This window comes from Streptomyces sp. NPDC058052 (assembly GCF_042885515.1).
In the GTDB taxonomy this organism is placed as follows: domain Bacteria; phylum Actinomycetota; class Actinomycetes; order Streptomycetales; family Streptomycetaceae; genus Streptomyces.
Genome location: NZ_JBHVRX010000007.1, coordinates 151,083 through 167,782, shown reverse-complemented (window position 1 = coordinate 167,782; position 16,700 = coordinate 151,083). Strand labels below are relative to the sequence as shown.

Genomic DNA, 16,700 nt, shown 5'->3' with positions numbered 1-16,700 from the left:
CCCAGGTCCATCAGGGCCTCCTAGGTCGCTTCGCGGGTGGCGAGGTGGGTGTCGTCGGCGGCCACGCCGAACGCGGGCGGTATGGGCTGGCCGGCCATGTAGAGGCGTTCGGCGACGCGGCGCGGGAGCGGGTGGTGGACGTACCGGCCGTGCACGCGCCCGTCGGCGGAGAGCGGTTCGGCCCGGAAGTGGCAGACGGTGGCGAGGAGGAAGCGTTCGCGGCCGTGCGAGGCGAGGATCGCGATCTCGGTGACGCGCCGGGTGCCGTCGGGGTGCCGGGTGAGCTGCACGAGGACGTCGACGGCGCTGTTGATCTGGTCGCGCAGGGCCTCGAAGGGGACCTTGACCTCGGACATCGACGCCAGGGTCTGGAGGCGCATGAGGGCGTCCTCGGCCGCGTTGGCGTGGACGGTGGCGAGGGAGCCGTCGTGGCCGGTGGACATGGCCTGGAGCATGTCGAGGGTCTCTCCGCCGCGGACCTCGCCGACGATGATCCGGTCGGGGCGCATGCGGAGCGAGTTGCGGACGAGGTCGCGGATGGTGACCTGGCCGCGGCCCTCGATGTTCGGCGGGCGCGCTTCGAGGCGGATGACGTGGGACTGCTGGAGCTGGAGCTCGGCCGAGTCCTCGATGGTGATGATCCGCTCGCCCTCGGGGACCAGGCCGGAGAGGGCGTTGAGGAGGGTCGTCTTGCCGGTGCCGGTGGCGCCGGAGACGATGATGTTGAACTTCGCCTGGACGAGGCCGGAGAGGAGCAGCAGCATCTGCTCGTCGAGCGAGCCGAGGCCGATCATCTCGTGGAGGGTGTAGGCGCGGGGGAAGCGGCGGATGGTGAGCGTGGCGCCGGTGAGGGAGAGCGGCGGGATGATCACGTTGACGCGTTCGCCGGAGGGCAGGCGGGCGTCGACCATCGGATTCGACTCGTCCACGCGCCGGTTGACGGTGGAGACGATCCGCTCGATGGTCTGCATGAGCTGTTCGTGGGAGGCGAAGCGGAGCGGGAGGAGTTCCACCCGGCCGCCGCGCTCGATGTAGATCTGGTCGGGGCCGTTGACCATGATCTCGGTGATGGAGGCGTCTTCGAGGAGCGGTTCGAGGACGCCGAGCCCGAGGGCCTCGTCGACGACCCGGCGGATGAGCCGGGTGCGTTCGGCGGTGGAGAGGACGGGGCCCTCGCGGCTGATGATGTGCCCGAGGACGCGTTCGAGCCGGGCGCGGCGTTCGGTCGCCGCGAGCGCGGACATCTCGGTGAGGTCGATCTCCTCCAGGAGCTTGGCCCGGAAGGACGCGACGAGATGGCCGTCCTCCCGGCCCCCGCCGGGCCCGAGGGCGCGCGGGTCGTCGCCGGAGTGGTGGATGCGGGCGCGCAGGCTCATGGCAGGTCGTCCTCCTCCGGGGACTCGGACAGGGGCATGGTGGCGGTGCGGACGACCGGGTCGAAGGTCCAGAAGGGGACGACCTGGGGGATGCGGACGGTGACGGTCGCGGTGTACTCGCCGCCTCCGCCGCCGTGGGTGAGACGGGGATCGATCCAGCCGGACACGGCCGCGTCCGCCGCCGCCTGGGGGTCGATCGGGTCCTCCCCCGGCGGTACGTCCCTGGTCGCGGCCCTGGCGGCCGCCCGCGCCGCCGTCCCCGCCTGCTGCGCCGCGTACGCGGCCAGGCCGAGCTGGAGTCCGGCGAGGCCGACCAGCAGCAGGATGGGCAGGAAGCCGAGGTACTCGATGGCCGCCTGGCCCCGGTCCCGACGGCGAGGCCGCGATGCGGTACGGCTCCGAGGGGCGTCGCCCGGCAGGCCCGTCCCGCCCGGCCGGGCACCGCGCCGCCACACCCGCTTCCGGTTCACGGCGTCGTCACCGGCCCCTCGTGGACCGCGCCGGCCGTCGCCTCGACCCCGTCGAAGGAGCCCAGGCCGGGGAAGAGGAGGGGGACCGGGACCTTCACGGTCACGGTGACCATGCCGCCGGACGGGCCGCCCGGGCACGTCACCTCGGCCCCCGACCAGGCCCCGTCGAGGTGCCGGCGGGCGGCGCCGTCGCAGTCGCCGTCCACGGCGGCGGCCCGCGCCGCCTCGTCCGCCGCGTTCCCCGCCAGGGTGAAGGTGTACCCGACCAGCACCACCTGCCAGAGCAGGGCGAGGGTCAGCAGGACGACCGGGACCATGCCGGTGAACTCCACCGCCACCTGTCCCCTGTCGCCCCTCCCCCGCTGCCGGCCCATGGGTCAGCGCCCTCCGCCGCGCCGCCGCAGCCCCAGCGAGCCCCGGTCGCCGGCGCGGGCGAGCTGCTTGCCGGGGGCGGGGGTGGCCGGGGGGCCGGTGAGGCCGAGTTCGCCGGCGAGGGCCCACAGGGCCTGCTTGACGGTGGAGCGGGCGTCGAGTTCGTGGAGGCGGCCGGCGTCGACGACGGCCTGGAGCTCCTTGTAGGCGGCGGGGACGGTGACGCCGGCGATGCGGGTGCCGGTGATCTTCTGGACGAGCGCGGGCTGGATCTCGGTGGAGCGGGAGTGCCGGTTGACGACGGAGACGGTGGTCTCGGCCTTGCGGACCTGGAGCCGCTCCCACATGCGGACGGTCCGCTTGGCGGCGCGGACGGCGATGACGTCGGGGGTGGTGACGAGGAGGGCGGTGTCGGCCGTCTCGACGGCGGCGGCGTTGGCGCTGTCGAGGCGGGAGCCGCAGTCGACGACGACGACGTCGTGCCGGGCGCGCAGGGCGCTGACGATCTGGCGGGCGGCGCGGTCGGTGACCTCCTCGCCGCGTTCGCCCTCGGCGGGGGCGAGGAGGAGGGAGAGGCCGGTCTCGTGGACGTACACGGCGTCCTGGAGGACGCGGGGCGAGATGTCGGCGATGGCGGCGAGGTCGGCGGCGGAGCGGCGGAACTGCACGTCGAGGTAGGAGGCGATGTCGCCGCTCTGGAGGTCGAGGTCGACGAGGGCGACGGTGCGGCCGGCGGCGCGGGCGGCGAGGGCGAGCTGGACGGCGGTGAGGGTGGTGCCGACGCCGCCCTTGGCGCCGCTGACGGTGACGACGGTGCCGCCGGGTCCGGCGACGAGTTCGGCGGCGCCGCCGCCGAGGTGGCGGCGGAAGCCGGCGGACCACTGGGCGGCGGCCTGGACGCGGCCGGCCAGTTCGTCGTAGCCGAGCGGGAGGGTGACGAGGCCGCGGGCTCCGGCGTCCATGGCGGCGGAGAGCAGGCCGGGGCCGGTGTCGGCGGTGATGAGGACGACGCCGACGGCGGGGAAGCGGAGGGCGACCTCGCGGACGAGGTCGAGGGCGGGGACGGGGCCGATCCGCTCGTGGACGAGGACGACCTCGGGGAGGGCGTCGAGGGATTCGGCGGCGAGCCGGGCGAGGGCGTCGACGAGCTGGGTGGAGTCGGGGACGGGCGGGGCGGGCTCGGCGTCGGGGAGCTGGCCGAGGAGGGTGGCGACGGCCCGGGCCGCGTCGGGGTCTCCGACGGCCGGCAGGATCCTGGTGGGCATGGCCGGGCCTCACTTGTCCTTGTCGAGCGTGTAGGTGCGGTCGCCGGGGGCGGGCCGGCCGGGCGCGCCGTCGGCGGAGGGGGCGACGAGGGCGAGGCGTACGTGCTCCGCGAAGGACTCGGCGTAGGCGACGCGCTGGGTGTCCTGGGCGGAGAGGGCGAAGGTGATGGGGACGGCCTCGGTGGCGCGGGTGGCGCGGGAGGCCCCGGTCGCGTCGATGGCGGTCAGCCTGCCGACGTCGATGACGCGGGCGGCGGCGACGAGGAGCCGGGACTGGCTGGGCTCGCCCTTCTTGTCGCCGGCGAAGGTGGCGTAGATGTTGACGGTGGCGCCGGGGTCGATCTTGCCGGCGACGCCGGTGGCGGCGTCGATCATGATCGCGATCTCCTGCTCGCCGGGGCGGAGTTCGGGCCGGGGGACGATCATGTCCCGCTGGAGGAGCGAGCCCTTCCTGAGGGTGGTGACGGCGATCTTTCCGTCGATCTGGGCGAGGTCGGTGACGGCGGTGCCGGAGAGCCAGCGCTCCGGCATGGTGATCTTCTCGAAGTCGCTCGCCCTGAGCCGCTCGTAGGGCTTGATGTCGCCCTTCACCCGGTACGCGGTGGTCTCCGGCCCGACCTTCGCGTTCACGTCGCTGATGACCGCGAGGACGCCGGCGAAGGCACCGAGGGCGCAGAGGACGGAGAGCAGCAGCAGGATGACGCCGCGGCGCTGGCGGGAGTTCATGGCCGGTCTTCCTGGGTCGGGGGCGTGGGCGGGTTCATCGGGTCGTCACCGGGCCGGTCCGGCCTGGGCCGGGAGGGCGGCGTCGAGGGGGGCGGCGCAGAAGCCGCAGCGGTCGCCGATGAGCTCCATGCCGCACCAGCGGCAGGTCTCGCGGCGCACCGAGGCGACGAGCTGGTGGAGGACGGGCAGGTCGGGGAGGTACGCGGCGAACTCGACGAGCTTGGGGGTGCCCCACCAGGCGGGTGATCCGGCGGGCAGGGCGGTCTCCTCGACGGGGCCAGCGACGGACCAGCGGGGGGCGAGGGCGGTGGTGGGCCACTCGGTGGCGAGCTGGCCGCGGGCGATCAGCAGCCGGGTGGTGAACTCGGGTCCGGCGAAGTCGGATTCGTCGGCGCCGACGCGGACGATCCGGGGGGTGGGTCCGGCGAGGACGGCGAAGTTGGCGCCGGGGAGCCAGCTCTTGAGGTGGGAGCCGAGGGTGACGGGGACGCGGTCGAGGCGGGAGACGGAGCCGAGGACGGCGCCGGCGTAGATGTAGTGGGCGAGGAGCCGGGCGGCGGAGGCGAGGACGCCGGGGCTGAAGTCGCAGGCGGAGAGCTGGCGGAGCTGGCGGACGAGGACGGCGGTGCCGAGCGGCGGGAGGTCGGTCCTGACCAGGGCGATCCGGTCGCTCTCCAGGAGGCCGCGGACGGTGTGGAGGCGGTGGGCGACGGCGGGCGGCGCGCCGGAGGGGCAGACGACGAGGACGTGGCCGAAGCGGTCGACGAGGCGCCGGAGTTCGGTGACGGAGTCGTCGAGGGTGCGGGCCGCGGGGTCGGCGAGGACGGCGGCGTTGGGGGTCCCGGGGTCGGTGGGCGGCAGCACGAGGTCGGCGCCGGTGACCGCGATCGCTGTCGGCACGTGAGCCCCCCGCCTTCCCGTCCCCCTCCGGCTTCCCGGCCTCCGTCGGCCTCCTGGCCTCGGGAGCCCCGGGGGCCGCACATCACGACTGTTCTGCACCTTATCCACGCGGACCGGGGTGGTGAACACACAATCCGTCAACTCCCGCCCCCTTTCCTGTCACCGGATTCCGGGGCTCCGCCCGGTGGCGGTCTTCGTCAGAGGTCTTGACAACCCAATTGGTCTGGACCAACTTGGTGCGACGACGGCGGTGGCCACCTCCCGATCCCCTGACCGCAGTTCCCCGTACGACGACGTACGGCACCTCCAGCCCCCGACTCCCCCACCGGAGGATGCACGTGGACCGCACCACCTCCCGCCCCGCCGGCCGCCCGGCCGCGCGCCGGCTGCTCGGCAGCGCCCTCGCGCTCGCCGTCGGATCCGGCCTCGCCCTGGTCGGCGGCGCCGGCACCGCGCTGGCCGCCGACGTCAACAACGCCCGGAACGCGGGCTTCGAGAACGGCCTCGCCAACTGGTCCTGCTCGGCCGGCAGCGGCACCGCCGTCGCCACCCCGGCCCGCACCGGGGCCGGCGCCCTCAAGGCGCTCCCCGCCGGCCTCGACAACGCCAAGTGCGTGCAGACCGTCACCGTGAAGCCCAACTCCACCTACACGCTGAGCGCCTGGGTCCAGGGCGGGTACGCCTACCTCGGCGCGAGCGGCACCGGGACCGGCACCGGCACGGTCTCCACCTGGACGCCCGACTCCCCGTCCTGGAAGCAGCTCACCACCACCTTCACCACCGGCGCCTCGACCACCTCGGTCGAGATCTTCACCCACGGGTGGTACGGCACCGCCGCCTACTTCGTGGACGACGTGAGCGTCTTCGGGCCCGACGGGGGCGGCGGCCAGGACCCCGACCCGGTCGTCCCCGCCACCCCGGCCGGCCTCGCCGCCGGCACGCCCACCACCAGCGCGGTCCCGCTGAGCTGGGGCGCGGTCTCCGGCGCCACCGGCTACAAGGTGTACAGGGACGGCGCGCTCGCGGCGACCGTGAGCGGCACCTCGACCACGGTCACCGGCCTCGCCGCCGACACCGCGTACTCCTTCCAGGTCGCGGCCACCAACACGGCGGGCGAGTCCGCCAAGTCGGCCGCGGTGAGCGCCCGTACGGCGAAGACCGGCGGTGGCGGCGGGGACAATCCGGCCGTCCCGAAGCACGCGGTGACCGGCTACTGGCAGAACTTCGACAACGGCGCCACGAAGCAGAAGCTGCGCGACGTCCAGGCGGCGTACGACATCATCGCCGTCTCCTTCGCGGACTCGACGACCACGCCCGGCCAGATCGTCTTCAACCTCGACCCGGCCGTCGGCTACACCTCGGTCGCCGACTTCAAGGCCGACATCGCGGCCAAGAAGGCGGCCGGCAAGTCGGTGATCATCTCGGTCGGCGGCGAGAAGGGCAACGTCACGATCAACAGTGACGCCAGCGCCACCGCCTTCGCGAACAGCGCCTACGCCCTGTTCCAGGAGTACGGCTTCAACGGGATCGACATCGACCTCGAACACGGCATCAACTCCACGTACCTGACCAAGGCGCTGCGCCAGCTGTCCGCCCTGGCGGGTCCGAAGATGGTCCTGACGATGGCCCCGCAGACCATCGACATGCAGTCCACGGGCACGGAGTACTTCAAGACCGCGCTCGCCGTGAAGGACATCCTCACGGTCGTCAACACCCAGTACTACAACAGCGGTTCGATGCTGGGCTGCGACGGCAAGGTGTACAGCCAGGGCTCGGTGGACTTCCTCACCGCGCTCGCCTGCATCCAGATCCAGGGCGGTCTCGACCCGTCCCAGGTCGGCCTGGGCGTCCCCGCCTCCACCCGGGGCGCGGGCAGCGGCTACGTCGCCCCGTCGGTCGTGAACAGCGCGATCGACTGCCTGACGAAGCTGACCGGCTGCGGCACCTTCAAGCCCGCCCAGGCGTGGCCGACCCTGCGGGGCGCGATGACCTGGTCGACCAACTGGGACGCGACGGCCGGCAACGCCTGGTCGAACGCGGTCGGCCCGCACGTCCACGGCCTGCCGTAACCCTTCCGGACCCTTCCCGCGAGGCGCCGCCGGTCTTCCGGCGGCGCCTCGCCGCGTCCGCGGGGCCCGTCGCCTAGCGTGAGCCGATCATGGCCGAACCCCCTCTCTTGACCCGTCCATGACATGGGCTCACCATGTGCCCCGGACACCCGCACCTGTTGTCGCACTCCCCCACACTCCCCACCCAGGAGACACCATGCGACGTCCCCGACGCGGCAGAAGGTCCGCCACCCTCGCGGCCCTCGTGGCGCTCGCCCTCGCGGCGCCCCTCTCCGCCCTCTCCTCACCCGCCGGCGCCGACGCGCCGACCGTCACCCGCGGCGGCGAGGAGGTGATCCGGCAGTACGAGATCGCCGGACCCTCCACCCCCGCCGCCCGCACCGCGCTCACCGCCACCGGAGTCTCGATCGACGAGGTGGACGCCCGCTCGGTCGTGGTCAGCGCCGACGGACGGCAGCTGGAGCGGCTCAAGGCCCTCGGCTACGAGGCGGTCGCCCTCCCGGCCCCGCCGGACCGGGGCGAGCCCGCCCGCTCCGCCCTCGGCCCGCTCGACTTCCCCTCGGCCGACGCCAAGTACCACAACCACGCCGAGATGACCGCGGAGATCGACCAGCGGCTCGCCGCGTACCCGTCGATCATGAGCAAGCGGGTCATCGGCAAGAGCTACCAGGGCCGCGACATCGTCGCCATCAAGATCAGCGACAACGTGGCCGTGGACGAGAACGAGCCGGAAGTCCTCTTCACCCACCACCAGCACGCCCGCGAGCACCTCACCGTCGAGATGGCGCTCTACCTGCTGCGCGAGCTGGGCGCCGGATACGGCTCCGACTCCCGGGTCACCAACGCGGTGAACGGCCGCGAGATCTGGATCGTGCCGGACCTCAACCCGGACGGCGGCGAGTACGACATCGCCTCCGGCTCCTACCGCAGCTGGCGCAAGAACCGCCAGCCCAACTCAGGCTCCTCGTACATCGGCACCGACATGAACCGGAACTGGGACTACAAGTGGGGCTGCTGCGGCGGCTCCTCCGGCACGAAGAGCTCGGAGACCTACCGGGGCACCGCCCCCGAGTCGGCCCCCGAGGTGAAGGTCGTCGCCGACTTCGTCCGCTCCCGGGTCGTGGGCGGCAAGCAGCAGATCAGGGCCGGCGTCGACTTCCACACGTACAGCGAGCTGGTGCTGTGGCCGTTCGGCTGGACCAGCGCGGACACCGCCCCCGGCATGACCCAGGACGACCGGGACGCCTTCGCCGCGGTCGGCAGGAGCATGGCGGCGAGCAACGGCTACACCCCCGAGCAGTCCAGCGACCTCTACATCACGGACGGGTCGATCGACGACTACCTCTGGGGCGCGCACAAGATCTTCGGGTACACCTTCGAGATGTACCCGACATCGTCCTGGAACGGCGGTTTCTACCCGCCCGACGAGGTGATCGAGCGCGAGACGAGCCGCAACCGCGACGCCGTGCTCCAGCTCCTGGAGAACGCGGACTGCATGTACCGCTCGATCGGCAAGCAGGCGCAGTACTGCACGAGCTGACCGGGCGTCACGCGGCGCGGCCGGGCGTCAGGACGTCTCGTCGAAGTAGGCGTCCAGCACCTCGTCCAGCTCCGCCTCCCAGGCGGAGACACGGCCCCTGTCCGGCGCCAGGATCTCGATCGGGTACCAGCGCCGGTCGGGGGTGTGCACGGTGACGGTGAACCGCTTGCCGAAGCGTCCCTTCGCGCTCTCGACGGCGGCGAGCTCGTCCCAGCGGAACTCGCACGCCTCCTCGTCGTAGCTCAGCCGCACGCCCTCGGCGTCGGCGACGATCCGCCCCCGCCGGTCGGCGGCCTCGAAGACGGGGCCGTCGCCCGGCTCCGGCCGGGACGCCGTCTCCTCTCCGGGCGCGTCCTCGGAGGCGCCGGCGGCGTCCTCGGAGGCGTCCTCCGAGGCGCCGTCGGAGACGTCCCCCGAGACGTCCTCGGAGGCGTCGTCAGGGGCGTCCTTCACCGCGTCCTGGACGGCGTCCCCGGGGACCGCGTCCTGGACGGCGTCCCCGGGGACGCCCTTGAAGGCGCCCTTGGGCACGTCCTTGGGCGGGGCCACCACTCCCGTGAGACCGGGGACGAATCCCGGGTCGGCCGAAGCGGCGCGCAGGGGCTGCTGTATGGGTCCGTTGCTCTGCTCCACGGCGGCAGTATGGCCGACGCCCCTGTGAGCGGGGCAAGCGGGCTCAGCCGAGGACGGCGAGCGCGTCGATCTCGATGAGGAGTCCCGCGGGCAGGCCGACGTAGACGGTGGTGCGGGCGGCGGGGGGCGCCGTGAGCTCCTGCTCCTCGAAGTACTGGTTGTAGAGCGCGTTCATCTCGGCGAAGTGGTCCACGTCCGTGAGGTAGACGCGCATCATCATCACGTCGTCCCAGCTCGCGCCGCCCTCCTCCAGGATCGCCTTGACGTTGGCGAAGGTCTGGAGGGTCTGCTCGCGCAGCGTCGGGCCGGCCGGCGTCGGCGACTGCCCCTCGACGGCCGGCAGGAAGCCGACCTGGCCGGCGACCTGGAGGATGTTGCCCTTGCGGACGCCGTGCGAGAACTTCGCGGGCGGGGCGGTGTGGGTGGCCGGGGTGATCGCGGTCTTCTCGGTCGTACGGTCGCTCATGCGGGGTTTTCCTCGGTTTCCTTCGGTGGGGTGGTGCCGGAGTAGTCGTGGCTGATCGCCTCCGCCGTGCGGCGCACCAGCGGCAGCAGGGCGAGCAGTTCGTCGGCGGTGACGACGACGTTGGGCGCCGAGACGGACATGGCCGCGACGACCCGGCCGTCGGCGCCGCGGATCGGCGCGGCGACGCAGTTGATGGACTCCTCGTGGCCGCCGAGGTCGGTGGCCCAGCCCTGCTCGCGCACGGCCGCCAGCTCCTGGAGGAAGGCGGCGGCGTCGGGGGTCGAACGGGGCGTGTAGCGGGGGTAGTCGAGCTTGGCGGCGAGCGCGCGCCGCTCGGGCTCGGGCAGGTCGGCGAGGAGGAGCTTGGCGACGGCGGCGACGGTGAGGGCGACGGGCTTGCCGATCCGCGAGTACATGCGGACGGGGTAGCGGCTCTCGACCTTGTCGATGTACAGGACCTCGCCGTCCTCGTGGACCGCGAGGTGGACGGTGTGGCCGGTGCGCTCGTTGAGGGCCGCGAGGTGGGGGTGGGCGATCTCGCGGACGTCGAGGTTCTCGACGGCCTCCTGGGCGAGGGCGAAGAGGCGGGCGCCGAGGCGGTAGCGCTGGTCCTGCTGCCGGTAGACGAGGCCGTGCTCGTGGAGGGTGCGCAGCAGCCGCAGGGCGGTGGACTTGTGCACGCCGAGGCGGTCGGCGACCTGGCCCAGGTCGGCGGGGCCCTGCGCGAGCAGCGGCAGGATGCTGAGCGCCCGGTCGACGGTCTGGCTCATCGGGTACGTACCTCCTCGTCGGCCTCCGTGCCGGCGGACGTCCACCCGGGGCCGAGGTGCAGTCCCCCCCAGGCGCCGGCGTCGAGCGCGGCGAGGCGGTCGGCGTGGTCGCGCCGGGGCGGTGCGGCGAGGTCGCCGGGGACGGTGAGGGCGGCCGCGGCGGCGAGGTGGCCGTGGCGGAGGCGGTCGCGCGCGGCGAGTCCGCGGAGAGTGGCGGAGAGGTACCCGGCGGCGAAGCCGTCGCCGGCCCCGACGGAGGCCAGGACGTCGACGCGGGGCGCCGGGACGGCGGTGACGACGTCGCCGCCGCCGTCCCGGGGCCGTTCGAAGGCGACCGCCGGGCCCTCGCCGCCCTTGACGACCAGGACCGCCGGCTCCGGCAGGAGGGCGCGGATCGCGGCGGGGTCGGCGGTGCCCCAGAGCCGGTCGGCCTCGTCGGCGCCGACGAGGACGAGGTCGGCGCGGGCGGCGAGCCGCCGCAGGACCTCGGGGGCGGCGCCGTCGCGCCAGAGCGCGGGCCGGTGGTTGACGTCGAAGGAGACGAGCGGGCGGCCCGGGCGGGGCTCGGTCAGCTCGTGCAGCAGCGCCCGGCAGCCGGGCGAGAGCGCGGCGGTGATGCCGGTGAGGTGGAGGACGCGGCCGTCGGCGACGGTGTCGTAGGGGACGACGGCCGGGTCCATCGCGGAGGCGGCGGAGCCGGACCGGTAGTAGACGACCTCGTGGGCGTCGGTGGCGCGGTCGGCGTCGGTGCGGAAGTAGACGCCGGTGGGGCGGTGCGGGTCGCGGCGGACGGAGCCGACGTCGACTCCGTACGCTGCGATGGTGTCGAGCAGGTGGTCGCCGAAGCCGTCGGTGCCGACCCGGCCGACCCAGCGGGTGCGGTGGCCGGCGGCGGCGAGGGCGCAGGCGACGTTGGACTCGGCGCCGCCGATGGCGCGGGTGAAGGCGGGGACGTCGGCGAGACGGCCGGGTCGGGTGGGCAGGAAGGTCACCATGGACTCGCCCACGCAGACGACCTCGGGGGGTGGTCCGGCCACGGTCACGGCCACGGTCACGCTCCTGCGGGTCTGCGGGCTGCGGTTCATCGGGCTCCGGGTCCATTGACCCGGCCTCGGCCCGGATGTTAGACAGCGGTGAGCGATATACGCAATGGGCGTTGCACACAATGCAACACCCTGGAGGAGGGATCATGCCGACCGACCTGTCGGACGAGCGCGTCGACCACCGCTTCAAGGGCCTGCCGCCGGACGCGGACGGTCTGACCGTCGGCGAGCTGGCCGCCCAGCGCCGCTCCCTCTTCACCGGCGGCTTCACCACCCCGGTCCTCGCGCTCTCCGCGGAGTCCGTCGAGCACAACCTGCGCGCCCTGGAGGAGTACGCCGAGCGCCACGGCCTCGCCTTCGCCCCGCACGGCAAGACCTCGATGGCGCCGGTCCTCTTCCACCGCCAGATCGAGCACGGCGCCTGGGGCATCACCGCCGCCGTGCCCCACCAGGTCCGGGTCTACCGCGCCCACGGCATCGACCGGATCTTCCTCGCGAACGAGGTCGTCGACCCGGTGGCGCTGCGCTGGCTCTCCGCCGAGCTGGACGCGCACCCGGACTTCCGGCTCGTCTGCTACGCCGACTCGGTGCGCGGCGTCGAGCTGATGGACGAGGCGCTGCGCGCGGCCGGGGCCCGCCGGCCGCTGGACGTGGTGGTCGAGCTGGGCGCCGGCGAGGGGGCCCGTACCGGCGCCCGGACGGAGGCGGAGTGCACGGCCGTCGCCGACGCGATCGGCGCGGCCGGCACCCTCCGGCTGGTCGGCGTCGCCGGCTACGAGGCCGAGGTGCCGGGCGCCGACGCGGAGTCGGTCCGCGGCTGGCTGCGCCGGCTCACCGGGCTGGCCGCCGCCTTCGACAAGGACGGCCGGTTCGCGCCGGAGCTGGGCGAGATCGTGGTGAGCGCGGGCGGCAGCTCCTGGTTCGACGCGGTCGCCGACGTCTTCGCGGAGATCCCCGCCCTCTCCCTGCCGGTCCTGAAGCTGCTCCGCTCGGGCGCGTACGTCTCGCACGACGACGGCCAGTACCGGGAGAAGACCCCGTTCAACCGGATCCCGGAGGAGGGCGCCCTCCAGCCGGCGTTCCGCCTCTGGTCGCAGGTGGTGTCGCGGCCGTCCGCCGGGCAGGCGTTCACCAACGCGGGCAAGCGGGACGCGGCGTACGACCTCCACCTGCCGGAGGCGCAGGTGGTGCGGGACGCCCGGAGCGGCGAGATCCGCCCGGCCGACGGGATCACCGTCACCGGCCTGTCCGACCAGCACGCCTGGCTGCGCACCGAGGACGGTGCCGGTGTGGAGGTCGGCGACTGGGTGGGGATGGGCCTGTCCCACCCGTGCACCTCCTTCGACAAGTGGCAGCTGATCCCGCTGGTCGAGGCGGACGGCACGGTCGTCGACTACGTCCGCACCTTCTTCTGACAGGGGGCCGGGGATGTGGGATCTCGTCCTGCGGGACGCCGAGGTGGTCGACGGTTCCGGCGCCCCCTCCTACCGGGCCGACGTGGCCCTGGCCGGGGGCCGGATCGTCTCGATCGTGAAGGAGGCCGCGGCGGCGGGCTGCCAGCGGCCCTCCGCCCGCCGCTCCGTGGACGCGGAGGGCCTGGTCCTCTCCCCCGGCTTCGTCGACATGCACGCCCACAGCGACCTCGCGCTGCTCCGCGACCCGGACCACAGCGCGAAGGCCGCGCAGGGCGTGACCCTGGAGGTGCTGGGCCAGGACGGCCTGTCGTACGCGCCGGTGGACGACCGCACCCGGGAGGAGGTCCGGCGGGCGATCACCGGCTGGAACGGCGACGGCTCCGACCTGGACCTGGACTGGCGGACGGTCGGCGGCTACCTGGACCGGCTCGACACCGCGCACGGCGGCGAGGGCATCGCGGTGAACGCCGCCTACCTGGTCCCGCAGGGCACCGTCCGGATGTACGCGATGGGCTGGGCCGACCGGCCCGCGACCCCCGCCGAGCTCGACCGGATGCGCCGGCTCGTCGCCGAGGGCCTGGAGCAGGGCGCGGTCGGCATGTCCTCCGGCCTGACCTACACCCCCGGCATGTACGCCCCCGACGCCGAGCTCACCGAGCTGTGCCGGGTGGTGGCGGAGTACGGCGGCTACTACTGCCCGCACCACCGCAGTTACGGGGCGGGGGCGCTGCGCGCGTACGAGGAGATGATCGAGCTGACCCGGGAGGCGGGCTGCGCGCTCCACCTCGCCCACGCCACCCTGAACTTCGGGGAGAACGAGGGCCGGGCGCCGGAGCTGCTGGCGCTGCTGGACCGGGCGCTGGACGCGGGCCGCGACATCAGCCTCGACACGTACCCGTACACCCCCGGCTGCACGACGCTGCTCGCCCTGCTGCCGTCCTGGGCGCAGGAGGGCGGCCCCGGGGCGGTCCTGGGGCGGCTCGCGGACGCGACGGCGGCGGAGCGGATCCGGCACGACCTGGAGGTGACCGGCTCGGACGGCTGCCACGGGGTCCCGGCCGACTGGGCGACGATCGAGATCTCCGGCGTCGCGGACCCGTCCCTCGCGCCCTGGGTGGGCCGCCGGCTCGCCTCCTGGGCGGAGGCGCGCGAGCTGCTCCTCGCCGACCGTCTCGGCTCGACGATCCTCCAGCACGTCGGCCACGAGGAGAACGTCCGGGCGATCATGCGCCACCGGGTGCACACCGGCGGCTCGGACGGCATCCTCCAGGGCGCCAAGCCGCATCCGCGCGCCTACGGCACCTTCCCCGAGTACCTGGGCCGCTACGTGCGCGAGGAGGGCGTGCTCTCCCTGGAGGAGTGCGTGGCCCATCTGACCTCGCGCCCGGCGGCCCGGCTGCGCCTGCCCGACCGGGGCCTGGTGCGGGAGGGGTACGTGGCGGACCTGGTGCTCTTCGATCCGGCGACGGTCGCGGCGGGCGCCACGTACGACGCCCCGCGCACGCTCCCCACCGGCATCCCGCACGTGCTCGTCGACGGCCGCTTCGTCATCGAGGACGGGCGCCGCACGGACGTCCTGGCGGGCCGGGCGATCCGGCGGACGCCGGTCTAGGCATCTTCCTCCGGAGCCCGGCGAGGTCCGGAAGGGGCGGCCTCGGCCGCCTCTGCCGGGCCGGGCACGGGGGCGGACGTGGAGGCGGACGGCCAACGGTCTCGCCGGAGCCACAGGAGGCCGAGGGCGAGGACGAGGCCGCCGGCGACGAAGCCGTACCAGGGGGTGTGGCCGGCGGGCTGGGTCTCGTACACGAGCGCCGCCGAGACCACGGCGAGCACCTGCCCGGCCCGGCTGTGCCAGGCGACGGCCGCGACGACGACGGTGCCCCAGAGCAGGTACCAGGGCTGCACCATCGGCGAGAGCGCGACCAGCGCGAGGAGCCCGTACCCGAGTCCGAGGACGGGGTCGAGGTGTCCCCGGTACGCGCGCCACGCGAGGACGGCGATGAGCGCGACGGCGGCGAGCAGCCCCAGCTGCTGCACCGCGGTCTTGACCGGCGCGGGGTCGTCCGCGACCAGCGTGCCGAGCGCGAGGCCGAGGTCGCTGGTGAGCGAGAGCGGGGTGTGGATGGCCCCGGCGACGGACTGCGTCCCCAGCCAGCCGAAACCGGTGCCGGAGACCAGGCTCGCCCCGGCGGCCACCGCCCCGGCGACGGCCCCCGGCAGCACGAGCCCCTTGGCGATGCCCCGGGCCCCGCCGCCGGCCCGGCGGGCGACCAGCACCCCGATGAAGAGGAGCGCGACCGCCGCCGGCGACTTCACCATCACGGCGCAGCCGACGAGCACGCTGCCCAGCACCCATCGTCCGCGCACGGCGAGCAGCACCCCGGCGAGCATCAGGCCGATCATGAGCCCGTCGTTGTGCGCGCCGCCGACGACGTGGAGGAGGAGCAGCGGGTTGAGCGCGGCGAGCCACAGGGCCCCGTCGCCGCGCCCGAAGCCGCGCACGGCCAGGACGATCAGGGCGAGGGAGCCGACGGCGACCAGGCGCAGCAGCAGGGCGGCCGGGACGACGGCCCCGCCGGTGAGCCCGACGACCGCCTCGGCGAGCAGCAGGAAGACGGGGCCGTAGGGGGCGGGGGTGTCGGTCCAGTTCCCGCCGACGCTCGCCGCCGCGTCCGCGCCGAGCTGGTCGGGGCCGAGCACCGAGGGTCCGGCGCCGTAGACGTCGTGTCCCTCCAGGACCATGGCGCCCTGCGCGATGTAGCTGTACACGTCGGCGCTGTGCAGCGGCGGCGCGAGCAGCAGCGGTGCGGCCCAGGCGGCGAGCGTGCCGAGGACGCCGCCGGCGGCCCCGCGCGCGAGCAGCACGCCGTACCGCCACCAGGCGGCGGCGAGCAGGGTCAGCCCGAGGGCCGCCAGGACGGCGCCGGCGGTCTCCGTCCCGGTGGCGCGCGGCGCCCACAGCGGGGCCCCGCCGACCACGGGCAGCGCCCCGGCCGCGTACCCCCCGACGGCCACGGCGAGCGATCCGCCCGCCCCCAGCCACCGGCATCCGGAAGCACTCACAACCCACATGACCAGCCAACCTACCCCGGGCGCCGGTGCGGCCCGGGGCCCGGTCTCAGCGGGGGCCCTTGCCGTTGCCGCGTCCCCGGCCGGGTTTGTCGGCCGGGGTGCCGCCGGAGGTGGCGGGCGCGGCGGTGGGGGCGGTCGCCTCGGGCGGGGCCGGGGCGGAGGAGGTCGGCGCGGGGGTGCCGGGCCGGGTCGTGCGGGCCGCGGAGGGGGCGGGGGCGGCGGGGCGGCTCGTGCCGCGGCTCGGGTCCGGCGGGGTCGTGCCGCTCTCCGTGGGGTCCGCCTGGATGAGCGCGGGCAGGCCGCCGCCGTCGGCCTCGCGCTCGGCGGGCCGCTTCGACCCGCCGCCGGTCAGCGCCACCGCGCCGAGTCCCAGCACCGCCGCCCCGCCGACGGCGACCAGCCACACCGCCCCGCGTCCGCGCCGGGCGGAGGCGTGCCGGCGGCGCCCGCGCGCCCGTCTGTCAGGGTCCTCGAAGCTCATGTCCCCGCATTGTAGGGATCCCGGCGGAACCCCCGTCCGGGCCCCGCCCCGACACCCGACGTGTCCCAGAACACGAGGCGTCCGGCCGCCCTCCGCCGTAAG

16 protein-coding genes are annotated in these 16,700 nt (G+C 74.5%); 4 read left to right on the top strand and 12 right to left on the bottom strand.

The genetic code is table 11. The annotated features are described in order from the left end of the window. Positions 1-20: 20 nt before the first annotated feature. From ACFVU3_RS12740 to ACFVU3_RS12715, 6 genes are read right to left on the bottom strand one after another with little or no spacing between them, the layout of a single operon-like run. The gene (locus ACFVU3_RS12740) at positions 21-1,376 is read right to left on the bottom strand and encodes a CpaF family protein (RefSeq protein WP_390065889.1); all 1,356 of its coding nucleotides are present in this window, start codon (positions 1,374-1,376) and stop codon (positions 21-23) included. Beyond that, a complete protein-coding gene (locus tag ACFVU3_RS12735) occupies positions 1,373-1,846 on the bottom strand; it encodes a TadE/TadG family type IV pilus assembly protein (RefSeq protein ID WP_390065888.1) in 474 nt (157 codons plus the stop codon). Before ACFVU3_RS12735 ends, ACFVU3_RS12740 begins: the two co-directional genes overlap by 4 nt. After that, positions 1,843-2,184, bottom strand: a complete 342-nt coding sequence (locus ACFVU3_RS12730) for a TadE/TadG family type IV pilus assembly protein (protein ID WP_390065887.1) — start codon at positions 2,182-2,184, stop codon at positions 1,843-1,845. Before ACFVU3_RS12730 ends, ACFVU3_RS12735 begins: the two co-directional genes overlap by 4 nt. Before the next feature lie 39 nt (positions 2,185-2,223). Continuing rightward, the gene (locus tag ACFVU3_RS12725; protein WP_390065886.1) at positions 2,224-3,483 is read right to left on the bottom strand and encodes a CpaE family protein; all 1,260 of its coding nucleotides are present in this window, start codon (positions 3,481-3,483) and stop codon (positions 2,224-2,226) included. A 9-nt stretch (positions 3,484-3,492) separates the two neighbouring features. Next, positions 3,493-4,209 (bottom strand): Flp pilus assembly protein CpaB, encoded by a 717-nt coding sequence (gene cpaB / locus ACFVU3_RS12720; RefSeq protein ID WP_390065885.1) that lies wholly within the window; start codon positions 4,207-4,209, stop codon positions 3,493-3,495. A gap of 45 nt (positions 4,210-4,254) precedes the next feature. Continuing rightward, on the bottom strand, positions 4,255-5,109 hold the full coding sequence (locus tag ACFVU3_RS12715; protein ID WP_390065884.1) for a hypothetical protein: 855 nt from the start codon (positions 5,107-5,109) through the stop codon (positions 4,255-4,257). A 332-nt stretch (positions 5,110-5,441) separates the two neighbouring features. On the opposite strand from ACFVU3_RS12715, the gene ACFVU3_RS12710 reads away from it, so the two are divergent. After that, a complete protein-coding gene (locus tag ACFVU3_RS12710) occupies positions 5,442-7,178 on the top strand; it encodes a chitinase (protein ID WP_390065883.1) in 1,737 nt (578 codons plus the stop codon). Between the two features lie 196 nt (positions 7,179-7,374). Further along, positions 7,375-8,718, top strand: coding sequence for a M14 family metallopeptidase (locus ACFVU3_RS12705; RefSeq protein WP_390065882.1), 1,344 nt, complete (start codon positions 7,375-7,377; stop codon positions 8,716-8,718). Positions 8,719-8,745: 27 nt separating this feature from the next. Here the strand turns inward: ACFVU3_RS12705 and ACFVU3_RS12700 are convergent, their stop codons facing one another. The 4 genes from ACFVU3_RS12700 to ACFVU3_RS12685 are packed head-to-tail and all read right to left on the bottom strand — an operon-like array spanning position 8,746 to position 11,582. Next, positions 8,746-9,351 (bottom strand): hypothetical protein, encoded by a 606-nt coding sequence (locus tag ACFVU3_RS12700; protein WP_390065881.1) that lies wholly within the window; start codon positions 9,349-9,351, stop codon positions 8,746-8,748. A 43-nt stretch (positions 9,352-9,394) separates the two neighbouring features. Further along, entirely contained in the window at positions 9,395-9,817 is a 423-nt protein-coding gene (locus tag ACFVU3_RS12695) for a RidA family protein (protein WP_390065880.1), read from the bottom strand. Then, positions 9,814-10,587: an IclR family transcriptional regulator gene (locus ACFVU3_RS12690; protein WP_390065879.1), complete on the bottom strand. Its 774-nt coding sequence runs from the start codon at positions 10,585-10,587 to the stop codon at positions 9,814-9,816. The genes ACFVU3_RS12695 and ACFVU3_RS12690 overlap by 4 nt, the downstream gene beginning before the upstream one ends. Then, positions 10,584-11,582: a sugar kinase gene (locus ACFVU3_RS12685; RefSeq protein ID WP_390066008.1), complete on the bottom strand. Its 999-nt coding sequence runs from the start codon at positions 11,580-11,582 to the stop codon at positions 10,584-10,586. The genes ACFVU3_RS12690 and ACFVU3_RS12685 overlap by 4 nt, the downstream gene beginning before the upstream one ends. A gap of 194 nt (positions 11,583-11,776) precedes the next feature. On the opposite strand from ACFVU3_RS12685, the gene ACFVU3_RS12680 reads away from it, so the two are divergent. Both ACFVU3_RS12680 and ACFVU3_RS12675 read left to right on the top strand, forming a co-directional pair. Beyond that, on the top strand, positions 11,777-13,045 hold the full coding sequence (locus ACFVU3_RS12680; RefSeq protein ID WP_390065878.1) for an amino acid deaminase: 1,269 nt from the start codon (positions 11,777-11,779) through the stop codon (positions 13,043-13,045). Positions 13,046-13,058: 13 nt separating this feature from the next. Then, positions 13,059-14,657: an amidohydrolase family protein gene (locus tag ACFVU3_RS12675; protein WP_390065877.1), complete on the top strand. Its 1,599-nt coding sequence runs from the start codon at positions 13,059-13,061 to the stop codon at positions 14,655-14,657. On the opposite strand, the gene mptB is transcribed toward ACFVU3_RS12675, so the two are convergent. Together mptB and ACFVU3_RS12665 are read right to left on the bottom strand one after the other, a co-directional pair. Continuing rightward, positions 14,654-16,117, bottom strand: a complete 1,464-nt coding sequence (gene mptB / locus ACFVU3_RS12670; protein WP_390065876.1) for a polyprenol phosphomannose-dependent alpha 1,6 mannosyltransferase MptB — start codon at positions 16,115-16,117, stop codon at positions 14,654-14,656. The genes ACFVU3_RS12675 and mptB overlap by 4 nt on opposite strands. A 46-nt stretch (positions 16,118-16,163) precedes the next feature. Next, the gene (locus ACFVU3_RS12665) at positions 16,164-16,598 is read right to left on the bottom strand and encodes a hypothetical protein (RefSeq protein WP_390065875.1); all 435 of its coding nucleotides are present in this window, start codon (positions 16,596-16,598) and stop codon (positions 16,164-16,166) included. Positions 16,599-16,700: the final 102 nt, after the last annotated feature.

Coding starts and splice junctions, on each gene's coding strand:
- ACFVU3_RS12740 (WP_390065889.1), bottom strand. CDS start 1,376: ATGAGCCTGCGCGCCCGCATCCACCACTCCGGCGACGACCCGCGCGCC.
- ACFVU3_RS12725 (WP_390065886.1), bottom strand. CDS start 3,483: ATGCCCACCAGGATCCTGCCGGCCGTCGGAGACCCCGACGCGGCCCGG.
- cpaB (WP_390065885.1), bottom strand. CDS start 4,209: ATGAACTCCCGCCAGCGCCGCGGCGTCATCCTGCTGCTGCTCTCCGTC.
- ACFVU3_RS12710 (WP_390065883.1), top strand. CDS start 5,442: ATGCACGTGGACCGCACCACCTCCCGCCCCGCCGGCCGCCCGGCCGCG.
- ACFVU3_RS12705 (WP_390065882.1), top strand. CDS start 7,375: ATGCGACGTCCCCGACGCGGCAGAAGGTCCGCCACCCTCGCGGCCCTC.
- ACFVU3_RS12695 (WP_390065880.1), bottom strand. CDS start 9,817: ATGAGCGACCGTACGACCGAGAAGACCGCGATCACCCCGGCCACCCAC.
- ACFVU3_RS12690 (WP_390065879.1), bottom strand. CDS start 10,587: ATGAGCCAGACCGTCGACCGGGCGCTCAGCATCCTGCCGCTGCTCGCG.
- ACFVU3_RS12685 (WP_390066008.1), bottom strand. CDS start 11,582: ATGGTGACCTTCCTGCCCACCCGACCCGGCCGTCTCGCCGACGTCCCC.
- ACFVU3_RS12680 (WP_390065878.1), top strand. CDS start 11,777: ATGCCGACCGACCTGTCGGACGAGCGCGTCGACCACCGCTTCAAGGGC.
- ACFVU3_RS12675 (WP_390065877.1), top strand. CDS start 13,059: ATGTGGGATCTCGTCCTGCGGGACGCCGAGGTGGTCGACGGTTCCGGC.
- mptB (WP_390065876.1), bottom strand. CDS start 16,117: ATGTGGGTTGTGAGTGCTTCCGGATGCCGGTGGCTGGGGGCGGGCGGA.
- ACFVU3_RS12665 (WP_390065875.1), bottom strand. CDS start 16,598: ATGAGCTTCGAGGACCCTGACAGACGGGCGCGCGGGCGCCGCCGGCAC.